Genomic DNA, 21477 nt, shown 5'->3' with positions numbered 1-21477 from the left:
ATTCATGTTTTCTACCAAGATTTAGTGCCTAATGGCACATTCCAATTCTTGATTTTTATTAAGTTTAAGAATAGGATATTTTACTTTTTGGAACAATTAACCTTCTGATGTTTTTGTGGTTTCTTTTTTGTCTAAACCTCGTTTTCTCAATAAAGGCGCAACACTAGGTTCTGCTCCACGGAAACGTTTGTACAAAACCATTGGTTCTTCGGTTCCACCTTTTTCTAAAATGTTTTTTCGAAATGATTTTGCTTTTTCAGGATTGAATAAATGGGTTGTTTTGAAGACTTCAAAAGCATCAGTATCCAAAACACCCGACCATATGTAACTATAATATCCAGCGGAATAACCGCCTGAGAAAATATGATTATAATAGGTGCTTCGGTATCTCGGAATGATTGAAGCGATTAAACCTATTTCGTCCATTGCATTTTTTTCAAAAGTGTTGGCATCTATTGTAATTGTTGCCTTTTGGGTGTGGTACTTTAAATCTAAATACGAAGCTGCTAAATATTCTGTAGTCATAAAACCCTGATCAAAAGTGCTTGATTCTTGCATTTTTTTAATGAGATTATCAGGGATAATATTTCCTGTTAGATAATGTTTGGCATACATTTTTAAAACTTCAGGTTCTCCAGCCCAATTTTCCATAATTTGCGAAGGCAATTCAACAAAATCTCTTGGAACATTGGTACCGGCTAAACTTCGGTAGGTTACATTAGATAATAATCCGTGTAAAGCGTGACCAAATTCATGGAAAAAAGTCGTCACTTCGTCAAAAGTCAATAAAGCCGGACTGTTTTCTGTGGGTTTAGAAAAATTGCAAACAATAGAAATTACCGGAGCTTGTCTAAATCCGTCAACTGTTTTTTGGGTTCTGTACGAGGTCATCCAGGCGCCGCCACGTTTTGAATTTCTAGGATAAAAATCCATATATAAAATACCGACATATGTTCCATCGGATTCTGAAACTTTCCAAACATCCACCTCTTCATGGTATTTTGGGACCTTATGTAAAGGTTCGAATTGTAAGCCATATAGGTTTTCAGTAACTTGAAAAACGCCTTTTCTGACATTTTCTAAACTAAAATAAGGTTTTAATTCCTGCTCGTCTAAATCAAAACGTTCTTTTCGGATTTTTTCTGTATAAAATCGCCAATCGTAGGGCTGCACCGAATCATTGATTCCGTCTTTTTTCATCATTTCCTGAATATCTGCAGCTTCCGTTTTAGCAATTTCTAAAGCTGGTTTCCATAAATCATTCAAAAGTGTATAAACAGTTTCTGGAGTTTTGGCCATAGTTTCTTCCAAAACATAATGAGCATGTGTTTCATAACCAAGAAGACGCGCTTTTTCACCACGAAGATTCGCCAATTTCAGGGCATTTTCTTTATTGTCAAAATCATCATCATGATTGGCACGGGTTTGATAGGCTTCCCAGATTTGCTGTCTTAAATTTCTATTGGCACTATATTGCAAAAACGGAATTACACTGGAATTGGATAAAGTAAAAACCCATTTCCCTTCGTTCCCTTTTGATTTTCCCTCGGCAAAAGTGGCAGTAATTAATTCCTGCGGTAACCCGGATAAATCGTTTATGTCTTCAATAACCAATTTGTATGTATTGGTTTCAGCCAAAACATTTTGACCATATTTGAGACAAGTCAGCGAAAGTTCCTCGTTTATTTTTCTCAGTCTTTCTTTTTCTGAATCAGCTAAATTTGCGCCGCTTCGTACAAATGCTTTGTATAAATTATCCAAAACTTTAGCTTGTTCTATATTCAGATTTAGCTTTTCTTTTTCATTCCAAAGCGATTTTACTTTTGAGAATAATTTTTCGTTCAAATAGATATTGTCATTGTGTGACGCTAAGTTTGGAGCAAGTTCTTTGGCTATATTTTGAAGATCATCGTTGGTATTTGCGCCATTCAAATTAGAAAATACCATATTGACATTCAAAAGAAATTCCCCTGCGTTTTCCATAGCAAGAATGGTGTTCTCAAAAGTGGGTACATCTGTATTATCTACAATTTGATCAATTTGTGCCTGATGTATTTTAATACCTTCTAAAATAGCGGGTTTGAAATGTTCGTTTCTTATTGTATCAAATGGCGGAACATTATAAGGCGTATTGTAGGGCTGAAAAAATGGATTTATTGCTTCATTTTGGTCTTTTTCCTGGGTTTCCATTGGTACCATTTTATAGTTGTTTGTAAAATAAAAAAAAATAGTTTTTGTAAATTTAACAGAATCCAATTGGATTAGGAAACTGTAGCATGTTATTTAATGTTATTTTAAGAAATTTAGCAGTAAAATAATCTTGTTTAAAATAGAATGGATTCTCACCAAAGCAACAATTACTTTGAATTAATTATTTACTGATTGGGAAGCTTAAAATTAGAAAAGAATGTACAAAAGGTTCTCGTTATAAAATCAGGATTACGGGTTGTTTTTTCATACTTATAAAATACATTTTTGGTTAAAAATGATTAACTTAGTGTTCTGAAAGTCAATTTAATAAACTATTAAAATGGAAAATAAAGACGACAAATCAAATCTAAATAAGATGAAACCGGATAAGAAAGATAAAAATAAAATACCGGATTCTCTTTTGTATCCACCAAGTGAAGATATGTATAGTCAGTTCCACAAAGAAATGGAAATTGACCCGGAAGATATTACTAAAAAGAAGGCACCTGTTGAAATTAATAATGTCAGGGAATTGAATCAAAAAGATTTTGAGGAAGATGAATCTGGCAGTGACTTAGACGTTCCAGGATCTGAGCTGGATGATGATCAGGAAGATATGGGTAGCGAAGACGAAGAAAATAACAATTACAGTATAGGCGGTGATAATCACAGCAATTTAGACGAGAATACCGGAAAGAGTTAAAAAATCCAATCTAAATAGTTTTTTTAGTTTGCTTATTGACTGATTTCACGAATAGATCAATTCCATACCTTTTGTATCAATTTTAACGCTAATACTTATTTATCATGGTACCTTTAAATAAATACAACCAAAAGCGTAATTTTAATTCCACCACAGAACCTGAAGGTGCAATTAAAAAATCTACAACCGAGTTAGTTTTCGTCATGCAAAAACACGCCGCTTCCCATTTGCATTATGATTTTCGGTTGGAAATGGATGGAGTATTAAAAAGCTGGGTCATACCAAAAGGCCCCTCAATGAATCCCGAGGATAAAAGACTGGCGATTATGGTGGAAGACCATCCTTATGATTACAAAGATTTTGAAGGAATTATTCCCGATGGAAATTATGGTGCTGGAACTGTTATGATTTGGGATAATGGAACCTATACTTTAGCTGACGGAGTAGGTGCGGATAATGTCGAAAAAAAATTAAAATCGGATTTGAATGAAGGACATCTTAGTTTTATTTTAAATGGAAAAAAGCTGAAAGGTGAATTTGCATTGGTAGAACTAAAAACGAAAGACGACAACAGCTGGCTTTTGATAAAGAAAAATGACCAATATGCAACTAATGAGGATGTTCTAGAACAAGATAAATCAGTGATTTCTAATTTAACTTTAGAAAGTTTAGAAAAATAGATTGATTAAAAAATAGTGTAAATAAAAGAAAACTCCAAAGTTGTGAAGCTTTGGAGTTTTCTTTATTATGGAATTCTTTTTGATTGGTAAAATTAGAATTAGTGTATAGTTTCTAATTCTAAATACAATCGATCAGCTTCATTTTCTAGTTTTTTAATTTCATTTTGCCAGTGGATGATATCATCTTCTATCAAGTTAATTTGGTTTTCTCTTTCATTTGCAGTTCTTAACAGCTTAAAATCCTTAGCATCCATTAATTTATTTTGATCTTCTTCTAAATTGGCATTATTAACAACGAGTATTTTCTTAATTTCTGATATTCTATTGTTTACAGAGTCTTTTTTTTGTTTTGAGAGCCTATCTGTGTCTATTTTTTCTTGAATAGCAATTTGTATCTTTTCCTCGTCCGTTTGTTTTTGCTGCAGTTCAATTTGCTGGTTTTGAAATTCGGTTTGTTTATTTTTCTGTTCTAATTCTAAACTTCTGTTATCTTGATAAGTATTAAAAATTAGGGTAGCAATAATTAAAGCTAAAATTCCACAAACCAAAAAAAAGATACTTTTGTCCATTCCCAAAATAGTTTGACTAACTACTTTTTTCTCTTCTTTTGGGAAAGGTGGAATGTTTTTTAGAGGCGGTGGCACTACGGTCAAAATAATTTTTAATTCAGGGATGTCTCCGGCATATTTCCATTCGTCCATACCTTCGAACCACACTAAAGTTGTTTTTGTAATTTTCTTAGCTTTTAATTCGTCCAAGAGAAATGGACCGCTGTTTTCAGTTCCGTTATGAATGTAATAGGTTTTCATTTATAATATTTTAATGGAGTGCTTATTTATTGTTAATCAAATTAATTGTTACTTTAACCATCATGTTTTTGTCATCAGATTTGGATTCGGCTATCATCAGCGTTATTGCTACCAGAGCATTATCATCAATAACTTTTCTTGCATCATAATACAATAATCCGTTGCGATCTAGGAACCAAACAAAGAGAAAAGCTGCAATTCTTTTATTACCATCCGAAAAAGAATGATTTTTGGTGACAAAATACAATAAATGTGCCGCTTTTTCTTGTACTGAAGGATATAAATCGATCCCATCAAAGGTTTGATAAATTGTTTCTAAGGAGCTTTTAAAAGAATCATCTTTTTCATTTCCAAACAAATTAGAGCCACCAAATTTAGTTTTTAATCCTTCTATGGCTTTCTTTGCTTCTGGATACGAAATTTTGAATAATTCTTTAGTCTCCGTTGTTGCGACTTTCAATGTCTGATGGTCGTATTGGTCTAAAATATCCAACGCAAAAGCATAATCACTCAATACTTTTAATAAACCTTGTGCTTCATCACCAGTTACTATTTTAGATTTTGTAATGGAATCTAGTAAATGAACCGCTTGCTTTAATTCTTGAAATTTGCTCTCGGTTTCTTTTAATCGTTTTTCATTAATGGCGTACCCTTTGACTAAATAGTCTTTTAAGCGTTGTGTTGCCCATTGACGAAACTGTGTTCCTTGTTTAGATTTTACACGATAACCAACAGATATGATAATATCTAAGTTGTAGAAATCAACTTGATATGTTTTACCGTCAGTTGCAGTTGTCGCAAATTTTGCGACAACTGATTCTTTATCCAATTCCCCTTCCCTAAACACATTATTAACATGCTTACCTATGGTTTTGATATCTCTATCAAATAAAACTGCGATTTGCTCTCTGTTTAGCCAAACAGTTTCATTATCAAGACTTACTTGAAGTTCTACTTTGTTGTCTGAAGATTTATATATTTCTATGTGATTATTCATCAAGCTGCAATTTTAATTTCAAGTAATACGGTCATTATGCCGCTAATTTATCATTTTCGTTTAACCATAGCAGGGCTAATAGACGAAATTGTGTTTTTTGTTTAGATTTTACACGGTAATAAAAACAAAAATAACTAAAATGACTTTGTTTAAAGAATAAAGAATCAAAGAAATATTTTGATTTTAGTGTGTGAATTAAGAAGAAATAAGATGCAATGGACTTTAGGGTTTTAATGAAAAAATAAAGCTATTGCAATCTCCAGTGCAATTAATATAATAACCACCCATTCCAGTCGGGAACTTTCCCTTACGTTTAATACATCTGTAAACAATTTAAGATTATTCTCTACAATTTGCAACCGGTAATCGAGGTCTTTGAAGCGGGTATTGATATCAAAATTAGCTTTAAGATGGCGGTTGAGCAAATTGAGTTCTTCATTATCCCAAACGAGATTTGGATCGTCAAGGATGTATAAATTATCGACAATACTATTCTTGACGTTCAAGACTTTTCCTATGTACTTGAGTAAATTAGTTTTAGAGATACTGAGTTTTCCTCGTTGTTCTAATTCCAGAATGTAGTGTTTTGATGAGGTAATGAGTTCATTGGTCAAGACTTCATAATAGTCTAAGGCTACTGATTGGCCAATGTTGAGCATTACAATGCGCAAGATGGAAGAGTCGATTTGCGGAACCGTTACATAATTATTTTTTACGGTGACTTTTTGTAGTTTTTCATCAGTTTCAATACGGTATTCTTCTGATAAATCGATGTCAACTAAAGTTGTGGCATAATTTTTTATAAAGCTTATGAATTCACTTTTGGCAACCGCATCATAATTGGCGAAGACCACAACTCCATAATCAAAAACATACAAATAGCGCTCGTTTTCCTTTAAGGCATAAAAGACTTCGGAAGTAGAACCCGAATGCGCTTCTGCACGAAAATCGGCACGGAATTTCTTCATATTGAAGGATTCCGCAATTTGAACAGCCTCGATTTTGATTTCCATAATCAAACTATTTTAAACAAATTTAAGGAAAATTCAGATTTTAAATTTGTCTTTGTACGATTTTAATTTATAAAAAGGAATGCTATAAATTGGAAAAATGTTGAAATAATTTGGGAATCGATTGTAATACACAATACATTTGCATTATGAATAAAAAGCAAAGACATAGCATGATTAATTGTTTCTTTACTATAATGTGTTGCAAAGCATCATCTGTAATATGAAATGGTTTATTATGGTACAGTCTAAACATAATATCAGTAAAGCCTTTCTTATAATGAAGGGCTTTTTTTATATTTAAAAACACAGAAAAATCATGCTTAAAAAATCTATTGAACGATTAAAATTAGAAGCTGCCGAAAGCGGCAAAGGAACTCTTAAAAGAAGTTTAGGAGCTATTAATTTAGTGGCAATTGGGGTTGGAGTAATTATAGGTGCAGGTTTGTTTTCTTTAACTGGAATTGCTGCGGCAAATAATTCAGGGCCAGCCGTAATTTTGTCGTTTGTGGTTGCTGCTGTAGGTTGTGCTTTTAGTGCTTTATGTTATGCGGAGTTCGCTTCTATGGTACCGGTTTCGGGTAGTGCTTATACATATGCTTATGCTACTTTAGGGGAGTTATTTGCCTGGATTATAGGATGGGATTTGATTCTTGAATACTCCGTTGGTGCAGCTACCGTTGGGATTAGTTGGTCGCAATATTTAGTTAAGTTTCTTGAAAAATTTGATATTTACCTGCCTCCACAGTTGGTGATGTCTCCTTTTGAAAAAGCCACTTTAGCTGATGGATCAATAGTAAACGGATGGTTTAATTTGCCTTCAATTCTAATTATTGCCTTAATAACTGCAATAATTATTCGTGGGACTAAAGGTTCGGCTATATTTAATGTGGTAGTTGTTACTCTCAAAGTGGGAGTAGTATTGGTTTTTATAAGTTTAGGTTGGCAATATATAGATGTGGCTAACTATCATCCATTTATTCCTGAGAATACCGGTGTTTTTGGAGAATTCGGTTGGTCAGGAGTGCTGCGTGGTGCCGGAGTTGTTTTCTTTGTTTTTATTGGATTTGATATTGTTGCTACAATGGCGCAAGAGACTAAAAATCCACAGCGAAACATGCCAATTGGAATTCTTGGTTCGTTAATAGTTTGTACTGTTTTATTTATATTATTTGGATATGTAATGACAGGTCTGGCTAATTATACTGAATTTAAAAATAGTGCTGCACCAGTTGCTGTAGCCATTGCACATACTCCTTACAAATGGCTAGCTGTAGCAGTTATTATGGCTATTTTGATTGGATATACATCTGTAATATTAGTCGATTTATTAGGGCAATCGCGTGTGTTTTTTTCTATGAGTAAGGATGGATTATTACCGAAAATATTCTCTGATTTGCATCCAAAATTTAATACGCCTTTCAAATCAAATATTGTTTTATGTATCTTTATTTGTCTTTTTGCAGGTTTAGTTCCTATTAGTATAGTGGGAGAGATGACCAGTATAGGAACGCTTTTAGCATTTGTTATGGTTTGTCTGGGAATTATTATTTTGCGTAAGCAACAACCTGATTTAGAACGACCATTCAAAACTCCATTTGTTTCTTTAGTTCCCATTTTAGGAATACTAACTTGTGTGTTAATGATGGTTTCTCTTCCTTTTGATACTTGGTTGCGATTGATTGTATGGTTAGCTATTGGATTTGTAATCTACTTTTTTTACGGTAAAAAGAATAGTAAACTCAGACGAGAACAAGAAGAAAAATAATTTGAAGCCATTCTGAAAAGAGTGGCTTTTTTTATCATAGTTTTTTATAAAAAGAATATAATAAACCTTTAAAGCCTCAAAATTCATTAATGTTTTTTGTAAGTTTATAATTAGAATTTTGTGTGTTTATAAATCAATGTGTTGAAAAAACGCATTGATTTTGTTGAATTCAATTATAAATGTATTAATTTTCGACCTTTATTAAGGTTTATCTTTTAAATAGAAATTAAGTATATTTACTTAATTATAAATAGTATTCCATTGGTGAATAAAATAATCTTCTTATAAATTGGATCCAAATAATTTAAAATTTATTTGAATCATCATGATTTAAAAATACAAAAAAATAAGTTCGTATGAAAAAAATGTCAAAAATTGATAGCCTCAGAATTGATGAACTTTCTGCTACTCCAAAGTACCAGCAGTTAGTCAATGCAGTTTTGAATGCCATAAAGCAAGGTATTCTTAAAAAAGGGGATGCTATGCCGTCTATCAATGAATTGAGTTTTCAATACGAAATATCTAGGGTTACGATTGAAAAAGGATATAATAAATTAAGAAAAATGGGTATTTTAGAAGCCTTTCATGGAAAAGGCTACTTTATTGCGAATACAGATATTTCCCAAGATTTGAAAATATTCCTGATGTTTAATAAACTGAGTGCGCATAAGAAAATTATTTATGATGCTTTTGTAGAGACTTTGGGCGAAAAAGCGGCTATTGATTTTTATATTTATAACAATGATTATGGTTTGTTCAAAAAATTATTGAACCAACAAAAAAGTGTTTATACCCACTATGTTATCATTCCCCATTTTATTGAAAAAGCAGAAGGCTATCAATTGTTGATTGAAGAAATTCCAAAAGAAAAATTAATTATCGTAGGTAAAAAAATTGAAGGTATTACCGGGAATTATGGTGCAGTTTACGAGAATTTCGAAGAAGATATTTATAATGCGCTCAGTAAAGCTTTAGACCTTTTAAGTAAATACCATACCATAAAATTGATTTTTCCTGACAATAGTTATTTTCCAGATGAGATAATAAAAGGGTTTAAAAACTTTTGTTACAGTTATGCTTTTAATTATAAAATCGTGCATGATCTGGATCTGGAAGAAGTCAATGAGGGAGAAGTATATATTAATTTAATGGAAGAAGATTTAGTGAAAATTTTGGATAAAATCATCACCTTGAATTTAACCGTAGGGGAGCAAGTTGGGGTAATCTCTTATAATGAAACACCTCTCAAGAAATTCATCATGAATGGACTTACAACCATCTCAACTGATTTTGCTAGAATGGGAAAATCTGCAGCACAACTGGTGTTAAACTCTTCAAAAGAACATATCGAAAATCCGTTTGAACTGATTCTTAGAGGATCTTTATAATATAATATTAATGGAATTACGTAAATTAAAATCGTTTCTGGTAGTTGCAAAAGAATTGCATTTTGGTAAAGCTGCTGAAAAATTGAATATTACTCAACCAGCCTTAACGCACCAAATTCAACAATTAGAAAGCGAGTTGGGTTTTGAACTTTTTGACAAAGCAAAACGGGTTAATAATAGAAAAGTTGAATTGACAGAAGCAGGCGCTTATTTAATGAAAGAAGTAAGTCGTGTAATAGATTTACTGGACCGAACACTAAAAAGTGCCAAGATCAATAGCGAGAAAAATAAACAATTGAAACTGGGCATACCAAAAATGTCTCCCACAAGTGAGGTTATAGAAGTGTTACAAAAGTTACAACTGAAGTTTCCTGATACCACTTTCAAAATAGTGGAATGTTCTACAGTGATATCAGTACAAGAAGCGCTTTTTAAAGGAAATATTGATATTGGAATTACTACTTTACCGCTGGTTTTTAAAGGTTTGGATTATCAGGTTTTCCAGAATGAGTTTCTAAATGTCATTATGCCTAAAAACCATCCACTGGCAAAATACCAAAAAATTAAAATTGAACAACTCCGTAATGACAAATGGGTTGAGTTAACTAAAGACTTATGTCCCGCAATTTTAGAAGATATAGAAGTATATTGTAGAAATGTAGGTTTCTCCAGAGATGCTAATATTGTTCAGGAAGTGTCTAATGTTGAATTATTGGTAGGATTGGTACATGTAGGAATTGGAATTGCTGTTTTTCCATCTTACTATCCAACAAATTTAGAAGGGATTGTTTCTAAAGAATTAGTTTTTTCTGAAAATACCCGTTTAGAAGTTACCAAAATACTGGCATACAAAGAAACACTTGAGGACGAATACCAGCAAGCAATAAAAAAGGTTTGGTAAATATTCTTTTTTTATAAATAAAGCCCAATAATCAATTGTTTGAAGGGTTTGAAAAATATGTTAACTAACATTTTAGTATAGAATACTTTATTTTTAAAACCAACTCTTCTCCTTAAGATGAGTTGGTTTTCTTTTTGTGTTTTTTTGATTTGCGATTTCCAATAAATAAATTTTATCAGAAATAACAAAAAAAGTAATCAAAAAGTAGTTTGCGATAACGATTGAGTAGGACAGTTATGTTTTTGATATTTCTTTAATTTACAAAAAAGAACAGCAGTTGTATTTTTATTTCTAAAGGTTAATATTTTTTCAGTGTTAAAAAAGAGAAACTTTTAATAGAAATAGCTGGTTGTTTTTTAATAGGTCTTTCAGTAAAATTTAAAATAAATTTCAATCTATATAAATTTCAAATATGAAAAAAAATTCGGGATTAATAGCAGCATTTTCTTTGATGCTTGCCTGCAGCTCTGGTTATGCTCAAAATAAGAGTGATAGCTTATTAAAAGAGTTTGCTACACCTCCAAATTCTGCAAAGCCTCGTGTATGGTGGCATTGGATGAATGGTAATATTTCTAAAGATGGTATTGCCAAAGATCTTTTGTGGATGAATAGAATAGGTATTGGTGGTTTCATGAATTTTGATGCAGCGATGACGACGCCACAAATTGTAAAAAAACGATTAAGCTATATGACTCCAGAATGGAAGGATGCTTTTCAGTTTACAACGAAACTAGCTGATTCTTTAAAGTTAGAAATGGCGATTGCCGGTTCACCGGGATGGAGTGAAAGTGGTGGGCCATGGGTTCCAGCTAAATCTGGAATGAAAAAATTAGTGTGGAGTGAAATCCGTGTTAAAGGCGGTAAAAAATTTACAGGAGTTTTACCAAAAGCACCTACTAAAACTGGTGCCTTTCAGAATATACCTTTCTCTGAAGCAATGACTATAGGAGATCCAGTTGCTGAACCGGTAGATTATTATGAAGACATAAGTCTGATGGCTTATAAATTACCGGATAATGAGGTTAATTTTATCGATTTAAAACCAAAAGTTACCTCAAGCGGTGGAAACTTCACAGCTAATCAACTTACTGATGGAGATTTAGCAACTACTATTTTGTTGCCTGCTACTAAAAATGACGAAAGTGCTTGGATACAATTTGCTTTTGAAAAACCACAAACTTTCAAAGGAATAACTGTTGTTGGTGGTGGAGACAAAGGCCCTTTTGGTCTTTTTGGAGACAAAGCGGATACACGTTCTGTTGAAGTAAGCGATGATGGTGTTCATTTCAAAAAAATCACTTTTATTCCAGCAGGTGGACTCGTACAGCAAACTATTAATTTTCCGGCTACAACTGCTAAATATTTTAGGGTTACATTTAAAAATCCTCCTCCTATTTTTAGTTTTGAAGCGATGATGGGTTCTGATGCTGCCCCAAAACCTTCTCCAGGAACTGATGTTGCAGAAATTGTTTTGCATAGCACCGTAAAAATTGACCGATTTGAAGAAAAAGCGGCTTTTGCAGCTGTTACAAATATCGATGTAAATGGTACTCCAAGTACTGATGGAATTGCATTGGAAAATGTAATTGATTTATCTGGTAAATTGAATGCCGATGGAACATTGAACTGGACGCCACCTGCAGGAAATTGGAAGATTGTCCGTTTTGGTTTTTCTTTATTAGGGATTACGAATCATCCCGCTTCGCCAGAAGCAACAGGTTTTGAAGTAGACAAATTAGATCCGGTAGCCATAAAAGCGTATTTTGAAAATTATCTGGACCAATACCAAAATGCGACCGGAGGTTTAATGGGAGATAAAGGAGGATTGCAATACATTGTTACGGATAGTTGGGAAGCCGGAGCACAAAACTGGACAAAAAATTTGCCGGCTGAGTTTGCCAAACGAAGAGGCTATAGTTTACTCCCTTGGATGCCTGCATTAACAGGTCAGGTTATTAAAAGCTCAGAAGCAAGTGAAAAATTCCTATGGGATTACCGTAAAACATTGAGTGAAATGTTATCTGAATACCATTATGATCAGTTAACTACTTTATTGCATGAACGCGGTATGAAGCGTTATTCTGAATCCCATGAAAGTGGTCGTGCTCTAATTGCTGATGGTATGGAAGTAAAACGCAATGCCGATATTCCCATGGGAGCGATGTGGACACCAGGTAGTATAGGAGGTGACGGAAAAAACTATAATGTTGATATTCGTGAATCGGCTTCAGTGGCACATCTTTACGGACAAAATTTAGTGGCAGCTGAGTCACTTACCGCAATTGGTAACGCATGGGCATTTTCACCAGAGCGTTTGAAACCAACTGCAGATATGGAATTAGCAAGTGGACTGAATCGATTTGTGATTCATACTTCAGTACACCAACCATCAGATGAGCATGTTCCCGGTCTTGGACTTGGACCATTCGGGCAGTGGTTTACCCGTCACGAAACTTGGGCTGAACAAGCAACAGCCTGGACAGATTATCTTTCCCGCAGTTCTTATTTGTTGCAACAAGGGAAATTTGTGGCTGATGTTATTTATTATTATGGAGAAGACAATAATATTACCTCTCTTTTTGGAAAAAAACAGCCCAATATTCCTGCAGGCTATAATTATGATTTTGTTAATGCGGATGCGCTACTTAACTTGCTTTCTGTAAAAAATGGACAAATTGTTACACCAAGCGGAATGCATTACAAAGTTTTGGCACTGGATGCCAATAGCCAACAAATGACATTAAAAGTGGCTAATAAAATTAGTGATTTAGTAAAAGCAGGAGCAATTGTTGTTGGGCCTAAACCAATTGGAACACCAAGCTTAACAGATGATTTGACAACCTTTAATACCGTTGTAAATGAATTATGGGGTGCTGATAATACAGTAAAATCTATTGGTTCCGGAAAAGTATATACAGGAGAAAGTATTGAAAAAGTGTTAACCGCTTTAGCTGTTAAACCAGATTTTGAATACACTAAACCCCAAGCTGATACCCAATTATTGTACGTACACCGTGAATTACCGGAGCAAGAATTGTATTGGGTAAATAATCGCAATGCAAGAATCGAGGACCTTGAAGCAACTTTCAGAGTTGCTGGAAAAACAGTAGAAATTTGGCATCCTGAAACAGGAAAAACAGAACCAGCTTCCTATTCATTTGCTGATGGTCGTACGAAAGTAGCTTTGCATTTAGAGCCAAATGATGCTGTATTTGTTGTCTTTAAAGACAATACTACTACAACAGCGCAAATTTTGCCTGCAGTAAGCGAAACTAAATTAGCTGCTTTGGAAGGAAACTGGAATTTGAGTTTCCAAAAAGAAAGAGGAGCGCCTTCAGAAATTACTATGGATAAGTTAACTTCTTGGACAGATAATTCAGATGCTGGAGTGAAGTATTTTTCAGGAACAGGAACCTATTCGAAAACAATTGATGCACCAAAAAGCTGGTTTAAAAATCAAGGACAATTATGGATTGACCTTGGAGAGGTGAAAAACCTGGCCGAAGTTATCGTTAACGGAAAATCATTAGGAATTGTTTGGAAAAAACCATTCAGAGTAGATGCAACTGGTATTTTAAAACCAGGAAAAAATACCTTGGTGATTAAAGTGACGAATCTTTGGGTAAATAGACTTATCGGAGATGTACAACCGGGAGTAGTAAAGAAAATTACCTATACTACTATGCCATTTTACAAAGCTGACGCTCCATTGTTACCGTCAGGATTATTGAGTACAGTGACTGTTTTATCAGTGAAATAGAAAATCATTCCTTTCGAATGATTTGAAATAATTAGAATTTAATTTTAAAGAGGTGGAACCAAAACAGAACAGTTTGGTTTCACCTTTTTTGTTGTTTTACAAATTGAAATCCTTTTTGTTGACTTTTTTAAGAGTACTATTTTAACATTTCGGACTATAACACGTATGAATTGATCTCTAAAAGGAAAAAATATCCTTTTAGAGATAGTTAAGATCATTTTTTTAATTGTAAAAAGACACAAACTCCCTCGTTTATGTGTTTTAAGTAAAGAATCAAGGGTTTAAGTATAAGATTGTGAACTGCTTAAAATGTTTTCTTTGAGAGTTTAAATACTAAGAGTCTCCCATTTTTCTGTACAATCTTTATCTTCCATACCTATTATGATTACTAAAATTTATTATTATAATAAATAAAAAGAATTAAAACAATGATTTCTATTACGATTGCGTAGGACAGTTGATAGAAGTGGTATTGTTAAATTTGAATTATACAAAACATAAAATTATGTTAAGTATAAAAAAAACCTAGAATAAATAAATACTAACTAAAAAAAACCAGAAAATGAAGAAGTTTTTACAACAACATCGAGTTGCCCTGTTCCTGATTAAGGCATTGGTGTTGTATTTGGGATTCTGTACCCAAGCGATGGCGCAACAAATTATTCAGGGAAAAGTGACTGATGAAAAAAATGAACCACTTATAGGTGTAAATGTTTTGGTGAAAGGAACTAATAAAGGAACCAATACTGATCTTGATGGTTCTTTTAAAATTGATGCAGGAAATAAAGGAACATTAGAATTTACTTTTTTAGGGTATACTACTAAAAGTGTAGCAGTAGGAAATCAAACCTCAATCAATGTTTCTCTTGAACAAGACAACAAAGTGTTGAATGAGGTTGTTGTAGTAGGGTATGGTAGTGCCACTAAAAGAAAAACATTAGGTTCTGTACAGACTATAAGTGCTAAAGAATTGAAAGATATTCCTGTTGCTCAGATAACTCAAAAACTACAAGGGAAATTAGCAGGCGTGCAAATTAATCAAGCTACTGGAAAACCAGGAGCAGGTTTAGCTATCAGGATTCGTGGTCAAGCTTCTCTACTTGCAGGAAGTGATCCTTTGTATGTAGTGGATGGCTTTCCTATTGTAGGAGACATCAGTAGCATAAATCCAGATGAGATTGATAATATTTCGATTTTGAAAGATGCGGCTTCAACTTCATTGTATGGATCTAGAGCAGCTAATGGAGTTGTGTTAATCACCACTAAACAAGCAAAGAAAAATCAAACGACTACAAGTTTTAATATTTACACAGGAACTCAAAGTGTTCCTATGAAAGGTCGTCCAGACATGATGAATGCGGAACAATTTGCACAGTTTAAAAAAGAATCTTATGAAGATTTAGGATTAGCTGTTCCAACTCAATTTGCAAATCCTTCTCAGTATGCCGGTAAATCAACAGATTGGTATGGTGCTTTATTGAGAACGGCTCCTGTTCAAAGTTATAATTTTTCAATTGCATCCAATAAAGATAAATTGAGTACTTCAGCTGTTCTTGGTATTTTTAATCAAGACGGGGTTATGATTAATTCAAACTACAAACGTTACTCTTTGCGTATCAATTCAGAATATGAAGTATCTGATAAAGTAAAAATTGGGTTTAATATTGCACCAAGTTATACTATAAATAATACACCAAGTTCTGATGGTATTTTCTATGCATCAAATTTGAATTCAGCTGTTCCTGGAGGTTTGTTTACAAATGCTATGCTAACTTGGCCAACAAGTCCTTATAGAAACGATGATGGTTCTTTACCTTTAACAGTTCAAGGGAGTCCATTTTTCCCTACTCCAAACTGGTATCGTGCGGCTCAAGAAATTACTAATGAAACAAAAACATCTAGAATTTTGTCAAATGCAAAAGTTCAATATGAGCCAATTTCAGGTTTGGTATTGAAATCAACATTCAATGTAGATTTAGGAAGTTCTTTGTTTAAAAATTTCAACCCATCGACTGCATCGACTGTATTTGCATCATTGCCTCCTATTGTGGCAAGTGCCGTTAATTTGGATACTAAATTTTTATCTTGGTTAAATGAAAATACAGCGGATTATTCAAAAAGTTTTGGAAATCATAATCTAAATGTTTTAGTCGGTTATACGAACCAAAATTATCGTTCAGATATTTCTCAAATAAGAGCAACAGGTTTTCCTGATGACCGTATTCATACGATTCAGTCTGCGTTGAATATTGATCGTACTAATACATTTGTTGATACGCAAGAATGGGCTTTGACCTCTTTGTTATCTCGTGTAAATTATGATTACAAAGGGAAATACTTATTAACGGCTGCTATTCGTCGTGATGGTTCTTCACGTTTTGGTTCTGACAACCGTTGGGGAAATTTCCCGTCAATTGGTGCAGGTTGGGTAATTTCTGATGAAGATTTTGCTAAAAAAATACCGGCAATCTCTTTTGCAAAATTAAAAGCAAGTTATGGTATTATTGGTAATAATAATATTGGTAATTATACGCAATATGCTTTGATTAACAATTCATCAAATGCTGTGTTTGGAAGTACAGTTGCCAGTGGTGCTGCAGTATCTTCATTGGGTAATTCAAACTTAGGTTGGGAAACTACCAGTCAATTGGATTTAGGATTGGATTTAGGATTATTTGACGAGCGCATTCGTTTAGGATATGATTTTTATACTAAAAATACGACTAACTTATTGTATAACGTTGCCGTTGCCCAAGAATCAGGATTTACAAACTTTAACGACAACGTAGGAGAAATTAGATTCTGGGGACATGAATTTAGTTTAAATACTAAAAACTTGACAGGTGAATTCAAATGGAGCACTAACTTAAACATCTCATTCAACCAAAACAAAGTATTGGCTTTAGCCGATGGTGTTGAGCGTATCTATGGTGGTTTTGGAGCCTATGCAACGATTACTCAGGTAGGAAAACCATTAGGTCAATTCTATGGATTGATTCAAGAAGGGGTTTATAAAAATGCGGCTGATTTTGCTGCCTCTCCAAAAATATTTGATTCTGAGGTTGGGACTATAAAATACAAAGACGTAAATGGGGATGGTGTTATTACTTATGGCGGAGATAATGATGACCGTACGGTTATTGGAAATCCTTTTCCAAAAGCTTTAATTGGAATGACAAATACATTTAATTATAAAAATTTCGATTTAGCGGTAGTATGTGCTGGTTCTGTTGGGAACGACTTGATGGTAATGTCTGAACAAGGAACTACTAATTTAGATGGTGTATTCAATGTATTAACAGATGTTCAAAACCGTTGGCGTTCAGAAGCTAATCCTGGTGATGGGCGTTATGGTAAAACAACTTCAGGTACTGGTCACGAACGTGACTGGAGTAGTACACGTTTTGTAAGTGATGGTTCTTACCTGACTATTAAAAATGTCACTTTAGGATATAATATTCCTACGAATGGTAAATTTTTCAAAACAGCTCGTGTTTACGGTTCAGTACAACAATTGTACACCTTTACAAATTACAGAGGGGTTAATCCGGAAGCGAGTGTAGCTGCTAATGGAACTGGAGGAAGTACACTTAATTTAGGTATGGATTGGGGAAGTTACCCAGTACCAAGAACACTTACATTCGGTATTAACGTTGGATTCTAATAACCTAAACTAAAAACTGTAAGACTTAGGCTTTGAGTTTTCTTGATTCATTTCAATACAAAAGAGTGCATGCACAATAACTTAAAGCCTAGGTTTAAATAATTACTAAAAAATTAAAATATCATGAAAAAGATACTAATTACTGCCTTATCATTGAGCTTGTTTCTAAGTTCATGTACTAAAGATTTCTTGGAAATTCCTTCTGAGACCTCTTTGAGTACGGCTACTTTTTATAAGACCGAAGCTGATTTTCAACAAGCTATAAATGGCGCTTATGCTCCGTTGAGAGATTTATACAACTCAGCAAATCAAGGAGCTTGGGTTATGGGAGAAATGCGTTCCGATAATACCCGTTATATGTTTAACCCTAGTTACCGTGGTACACTTGACCCTGAATTAATTTCAGATTTTAACAACCAATCATCAAATGGGGTATCAACGTTTAAATATGTTACTGACTATCAAATTATCGCAAGAGCGAATCAAGTGTTAGCTCCTATTGATGGGGTAGATTTTGCGCAAGCTTCTAAAGATAATATTAAGGGTCAAGCATTTTTCTTGCGTGCCTTAGCTTATTTTGATTTGGTTCAATATTATGGTAAAGTCCCATTGCACTTAATACCAGTTACAACTAGAGAAGAAGCGGCGTTACCATTATCTGAAGTGACTGCTGTTTATACTCAAATTATCGCAGATGCAACTCAAGCGGCTACATTATTGCCGAAAAAATCAGTTCAGGAATCGGGTAGAGCTACTTCTGGGGCAGCTAAAACATTATTAGGAAATGTGTATGCAGTTCAGAAAAACTGGGCATTGGCGGAAACTGTTTTAAAAGAAGTGATTGACTCAGGGGAGTACGCTCTTTTAGGGGATTATGCATCAGTATTTTCAGTAAACAACAAAAATAATTCAGAATCAGTTTTTGAAGTGCAATACAAAGAAGGAACTGATGGCTATGCTAGTGGTTTTATTTATCAAATGTTACCTGTGCCAATGACTGCTCCTGAAGTTGCAGCTATTACTGGTGCAGCTAACACTCAACAATTAGGATCAGAGGCTTTTAATGTTCCTACTAAGGATTTAGTGGCTGCTTATGAAACAGGAGATTTAAGAAAAGCAGTATCAATTGGTACAGCAACGTTATCTTTAGATGGTAATAAAACATATCCATATATCAAAAAATTATTGCAACCACATGCTCAAGCAGGAATCACTGGAACAAACTGGCCTGTTTATCGTTATGCGGAAGTCCTTTTATTGTATGCTGAAGCATTAAATGAACAAGGGAAAAGTGTATCTCATTATTTAAATGATACCCGTAATCGTGCAGGTCTAGCTAATTCAACAGCAGTTGGTCAGGCTAATTTACGTACTGCAATTTTAGCAGAAAGACGTGTGGAATTAGCGTTTGAAAACAAACGTTGGTTAGATTTAGTACGTACAGGAAATGCACAAACGGTTATGACGGCTTTCGGAACATACCTTAAAGCACACCCACAAGAGTACTATTTCCCAGTAGGATATGGTCCAGCGGCATCATCTTATACGACTATTGACTTGTTGTTTCCTTTGCCTGCAAGCGAGTCATTGTTATCACCAAATTTTTAAATTGTTTGTTTGTTTTAGTATTAACCAGGTACGGCATATTGTCTTACCTGGTTTTTTAGGTAACTTTCAATTCTTAATTAATTTTTAAAAATGAAAAAAATATATTTCTCTATTGTACTGGTAAGTTGTCTATTGGTAAGTGGAACCCTTTTTGCACAAGATGTTTACCAAAAACAAAGAGCGGGATGGCTTGATATCGCCGAAGCAACAAAACCTAAATTGATTGAAACTATAAAAAGACCTATTGGTATTGTTTCGGTTGTAAAAGACGAAAAAGCATATCAAGGTTGGAAAGTAGTTTCAAAACAGCCTATGGACAGTTTGTATACGCGTTCTATGAAAAAACAATCTGGTGTTGTATTGGATTTTGGTGAACACCTTACGGGATTTGTTACTTTTAAGATTGAAGATCTTCAACGAGTTGCCGATGCAGCTTTACGATTAAAATTTACTTTTGCAGAAGTTCCTGCCGAAGCTGCTTTGCCTTTTGATCCGTACAATGGTCAACTGAGCCGTGCTTGGTTGCAAGACGAAATCGTTACAGTATCTGAAGTTCCTAACACAATCACCATACCGCGTCGAGTGGCGTTTCGTTATGTGAAAATTGAAGTATTGGGAAGTTCGGTATATTCTGATTTTAAAGTTTCGGATATTTCTGTGAAAGCAACTACTTCGGTAAAAGAACCAGCAGCACCTCTGGCTGCAACAACTCCGGATTTAATCAAAAAAATTGACCAAATTGGTTTGAATACACTCAAAGAATGTATGCAGACCGTTTATGAAGATGGTCCAAAACGCGACAGACGCCTTTGGATTGGCGATTTATATTTAGAATCATTGGCTAATAATTATTCTTTCAAAAACCACGATCTTACGAAACATTGCCTTTATATGTTGGCAGGATTGAGTTATGAGGATGGTGTTGCACCTTCTAATGTGTTTGAACGTCCTACACCACATCCACAAATCAATCCTCTTTTTGATTATGCGCTTATTTATAATGTGGCGCTTAAAGAATATTTTGTAGCCACAGGAGATAAAAAGACAGCCTTAGATCTTTGGCAAGTAGCCAAAAATCAAATTGAAATTCCAAAAAAATACATTGGAACTGATGGTATGATGGATTACGAACGTGCCAATAAAGAATGGTGGTTATTTTTTGACTGGAGAGATGGTCTAAATAAACAAGCTGGATTGCAAGGAGTTGTAATTTGGGCATATAAAAACACTTATGAATTAGCTAAAATGTTAGGGAAAGAAAATGAAGTAGCTGAATTGCCTGCTCTTATCGAAAAAATGACAAAAGCGGCGCACAAGAATTTATACGATGCCAAAAGCGGACTATTTGTAAGCGGAAAAGACAAGCAAATTTCCTATTGCTCACAAGCTTGGATGGTTTTGAGTGGTGTTGCCACAAAAGCGGAAGGCGCAAAAGCATTAAAAGCATTACCAACTGCAAAAAATGTAGTGTATCCTGGAGCTCCGTATTTATACCATTATGTTATCGAGGCGATGATACAAGTGGGAATGAAAAAAGAAGCCAAAGATATCATTACTAATTATTGGGGAGATATGGTCAATAAAGGTGCCGATACATTCTGGGAAGTTTACGATCCTAAAAATGATTTCTTATCGCCTTACAATGCCTTTTTGGTCAACAGTTATTGCCACGCTTGGAGTTGTACTCCAGTGTATTTTATTAGAAAATATCCTGAAATCTTTCAAAAATGATAAAACAAGCAGCAATTTTAGTCCTGTTATTGAGCTTTACAATGGCAAAGCACCCTAGTGGGAGTTGATAAATCCCAAAAATTGTTAACTATGATTATATTATATTTTGGTTATCAATGAATTATGGTTATTAAAAAAGAACTTATAAATTAATTTTAATATGACTCAATCGCATTCACAAAATAGAGCAACAATAAAGGAATTAGCAGAGTATATCGTTATTATTCCAATGCTAAAATTCAGAAATTGTAGTTTACAATATTTATTC

At 34.0% G+C, this 21477-nt stretch carries 13 protein-coding genes; 9 read left to right on the top strand and 4 right to left on the bottom strand.

Annotation, left to right across the window (positions count from 1 at the left end; genetic code table 11):
• Window positions 1–96: 96 nt before the first annotated feature.
• Complete coding sequence (locus OA85_RS02375) at window positions 97–2190, bottom strand: M3 family metallopeptidase (protein WP_231557064.1); 2094 nt, start codon at window positions 2188–2190, stop codon at window positions 97–99.
• A 376-nt stretch (window positions 2191–2566) separates the two neighbouring features.
• On the opposite strand from OA85_RS02375, the gene OA85_RS02370 reads away from it, so the two are divergent.
• Both OA85_RS02370 and OA85_RS02365 read left to right on the top strand, forming a co-directional pair.
• Complete coding sequence (locus OA85_RS02370) at window positions 2567–2893, top strand: hypothetical protein (protein WP_231557063.1); 327 nt, start codon at window positions 2567–2569, stop codon at window positions 2891–2893.
• Between the two features lie 104 nt (window positions 2894–2997).
• The gene (locus OA85_RS02365) at window positions 2998–3573 is read left to right on the top strand and encodes a DNA polymerase ligase N-terminal domain-containing protein (protein WP_039107902.1); all 576 of its coding nucleotides are present in this window, start codon (window positions 2998–3000) and stop codon (window positions 3571–3573) included.
• A gap of 98 nt (window positions 3574–3671) precedes the next feature.
• Here the strand turns inward: OA85_RS02365 and OA85_RS02360 are convergent, their stop codons facing one another.
• The 3 genes from OA85_RS02360 to OA85_RS17150 form a co-directional block, all read right to left on the bottom strand.
• Window positions 3672–4382 carry a GYF domain-containing protein gene (locus OA85_RS02360; protein ID WP_039107901.1) on the bottom strand — a complete coding sequence of 237 codons (711 nt, stop codon included), beginning with the start codon at window positions 4380–4382 and terminating at the stop codon, window positions 3672–3674.
• 22 nt (window positions 4383–4404) lie between these two features.
• A complete protein-coding gene (rhuM, locus tag OA85_RS02355) occupies window positions 4405–5379 on the bottom strand; it encodes a RhuM family protein (protein WP_039107900.1) in 975 nt (324 codons plus the stop codon).
• 230 nt (window positions 5380–5609) lie between these two features.
• On the bottom strand, window positions 5610–6392 hold the full coding sequence (locus tag OA85_RS17150; RefSeq protein WP_197056047.1) for an RMD1 family protein: 783 nt from the start codon (window positions 6390–6392) through the stop codon (window positions 5610–5612).
• A gap of 316 nt (window positions 6393–6708) precedes the next feature.
• On the opposite strand from OA85_RS17150, the gene OA85_RS02345 reads away from it, so the two are divergent.
• The 7 genes from OA85_RS02345 to OA85_RS02315 all read left to right on the top strand — a co-directional run bounded on the left by OA85_RS02345 (window position 6709) and on the right by OA85_RS02315 (window position 21209).
• Window positions 6709–8157, top strand: coding sequence for an amino acid permease (locus OA85_RS02345; protein ID WP_039107899.1), 1449 nt, complete (start codon window positions 6709–6711; stop codon window positions 8155–8157).
• A gap of 356 nt (window positions 8158–8513) precedes the next feature.
• Window positions 8514–9545, top strand: a complete 1032-nt coding sequence (locus OA85_RS02340; protein ID WP_039107898.1) for a GntR family transcriptional regulator — start codon at window positions 8514–8516, stop codon at window positions 9543–9545.
• Window positions 9546–9555: 10 nt separating this feature from the next.
• The gene (locus OA85_RS02335) at window positions 9556–10446 is read left to right on the top strand and encodes a LysR substrate-binding domain-containing protein (protein ID WP_039107897.1); all 891 of its coding nucleotides are present in this window, start codon (window positions 9556–9558) and stop codon (window positions 10444–10446) included.
• Between the two features lie 412 nt (window positions 10447–10858).
• Window positions 10859–14206, top strand: a complete 3348-nt coding sequence (locus OA85_RS02330) for a glycosyl hydrolase (protein WP_039107896.1) — start codon at window positions 10859–10861, stop codon at window positions 14204–14206.
• A 562-nt stretch (window positions 14207–14768) separates the two neighbouring features.
• Window positions 14769–17870 (top strand): TonB-dependent receptor, encoded by a 3102-nt coding sequence (locus OA85_RS02325; protein ID WP_082014105.1) that lies wholly within the window; start codon window positions 14769–14771, stop codon window positions 17868–17870.
• 123 nt (window positions 17871–17993) lie between these two features.
• Window positions 17994–19478: a RagB/SusD family nutrient uptake outer membrane protein gene (locus tag OA85_RS02320; RefSeq protein ID WP_039107895.1), complete on the top strand. Its 1485-nt coding sequence runs from the start codon at window positions 17994–17996 to the stop codon at window positions 19476–19478.
• A 90-nt stretch (window positions 19479–19568) separates the two neighbouring features.
• A complete protein-coding gene (locus OA85_RS02315) occupies window positions 19569–21209 on the top strand; it encodes a family 78 glycoside hydrolase catalytic domain (RefSeq protein ID WP_039107894.1) in 1641 nt (546 codons plus the stop codon).
• The last annotated feature ends 268 nt before the right edge of the window (window positions 21210–21477 follow it).

Origin of the sequence: Flavobacterium sp. AED (assembly GCF_000812945.1) — a bacterium.
Taxonomy (GTDB): Bacteria; Bacteroidota; Bacteroidia; order Flavobacteriales; family Flavobacteriaceae; genus Flavobacterium.
This window is presented reverse-complemented; position numbering and strand designations above follow the sequence as displayed.

Excerpts from the sequence above, each read along its gene's own strand:
- rhuM (WP_039107900.1), bottom strand. The coding sequence starts at position 5,379 with ATGAATAATCACATAGAAATATATAAATCTTCAGACAACAAAGTAGAA.
- OA85_RS02345 (WP_039107899.1), top strand. The coding sequence starts at position 6,709 with ATGCTTAAAAAATCTATTGAACGATTAAAATTAGAAGCTGCCGAAAGC.
- OA85_RS02360 (WP_039107901.1), bottom strand. The coding sequence starts at position 4,382 with ATGAAAACCTATTACATTCATAACGGAACTGAAAACAGCGGTCCATTT.
- OA85_RS02330 (WP_039107896.1), top strand. The coding sequence starts at position 10,859 with ATGAAAAAAAATTCGGGATTAATAGCAGCATTTTCTTTGATGCTTGCC.
- OA85_RS02370 (WP_231557063.1), top strand. The coding sequence starts at position 2,567 with ATGAAACCGGATAAGAAAGATAAAAATAAAATACCGGATTCTCTTTTG.
- OA85_RS02365 (WP_039107902.1), top strand. The coding sequence starts at position 2,998 with ATGGTACCTTTAAATAAATACAACCAAAAGCGTAATTTTAATTCCACC.
- OA85_RS02325 (WP_082014105.1), top strand. The coding sequence starts at position 14,769 with ATGAAGAAGTTTTTACAACAACATCGAGTTGCCCTGTTCCTGATTAAG.
- OA85_RS02320 (WP_039107895.1), top strand. The coding sequence starts at position 17,994 with ATGAAAAAGATACTAATTACTGCCTTATCATTGAGCTTGTTTCTAAGT.
- OA85_RS02335 (WP_039107897.1), top strand. The coding sequence starts at position 9,556 with ATGGAATTACGTAAATTAAAATCGTTTCTGGTAGTTGCAAAAGAATTG.
- OA85_RS02375 (WP_231557064.1), bottom strand. The coding sequence starts at position 2,190 with ATGGAAACCCAGGAAAAAGACCAAAATGAAGCAATAAATCCATTTTTT.
- OA85_RS02340 (WP_039107898.1), top strand. The coding sequence starts at position 8,514 with ATGAAAAAAATGTCAAAAATTGATAGCCTCAGAATTGATGAACTTTCT.
- OA85_RS02315 (WP_039107894.1), top strand. The coding sequence starts at position 19,569 with ATGAAAAAAATATATTTCTCTATTGTACTGGTAAGTTGTCTATTGGTA.
- OA85_RS17150 (WP_197056047.1), bottom strand. The coding sequence starts at position 6,392 with ATGGAAATCAAAATCGAGGCTGTTCAAATTGCGGAATCCTTCAATATG.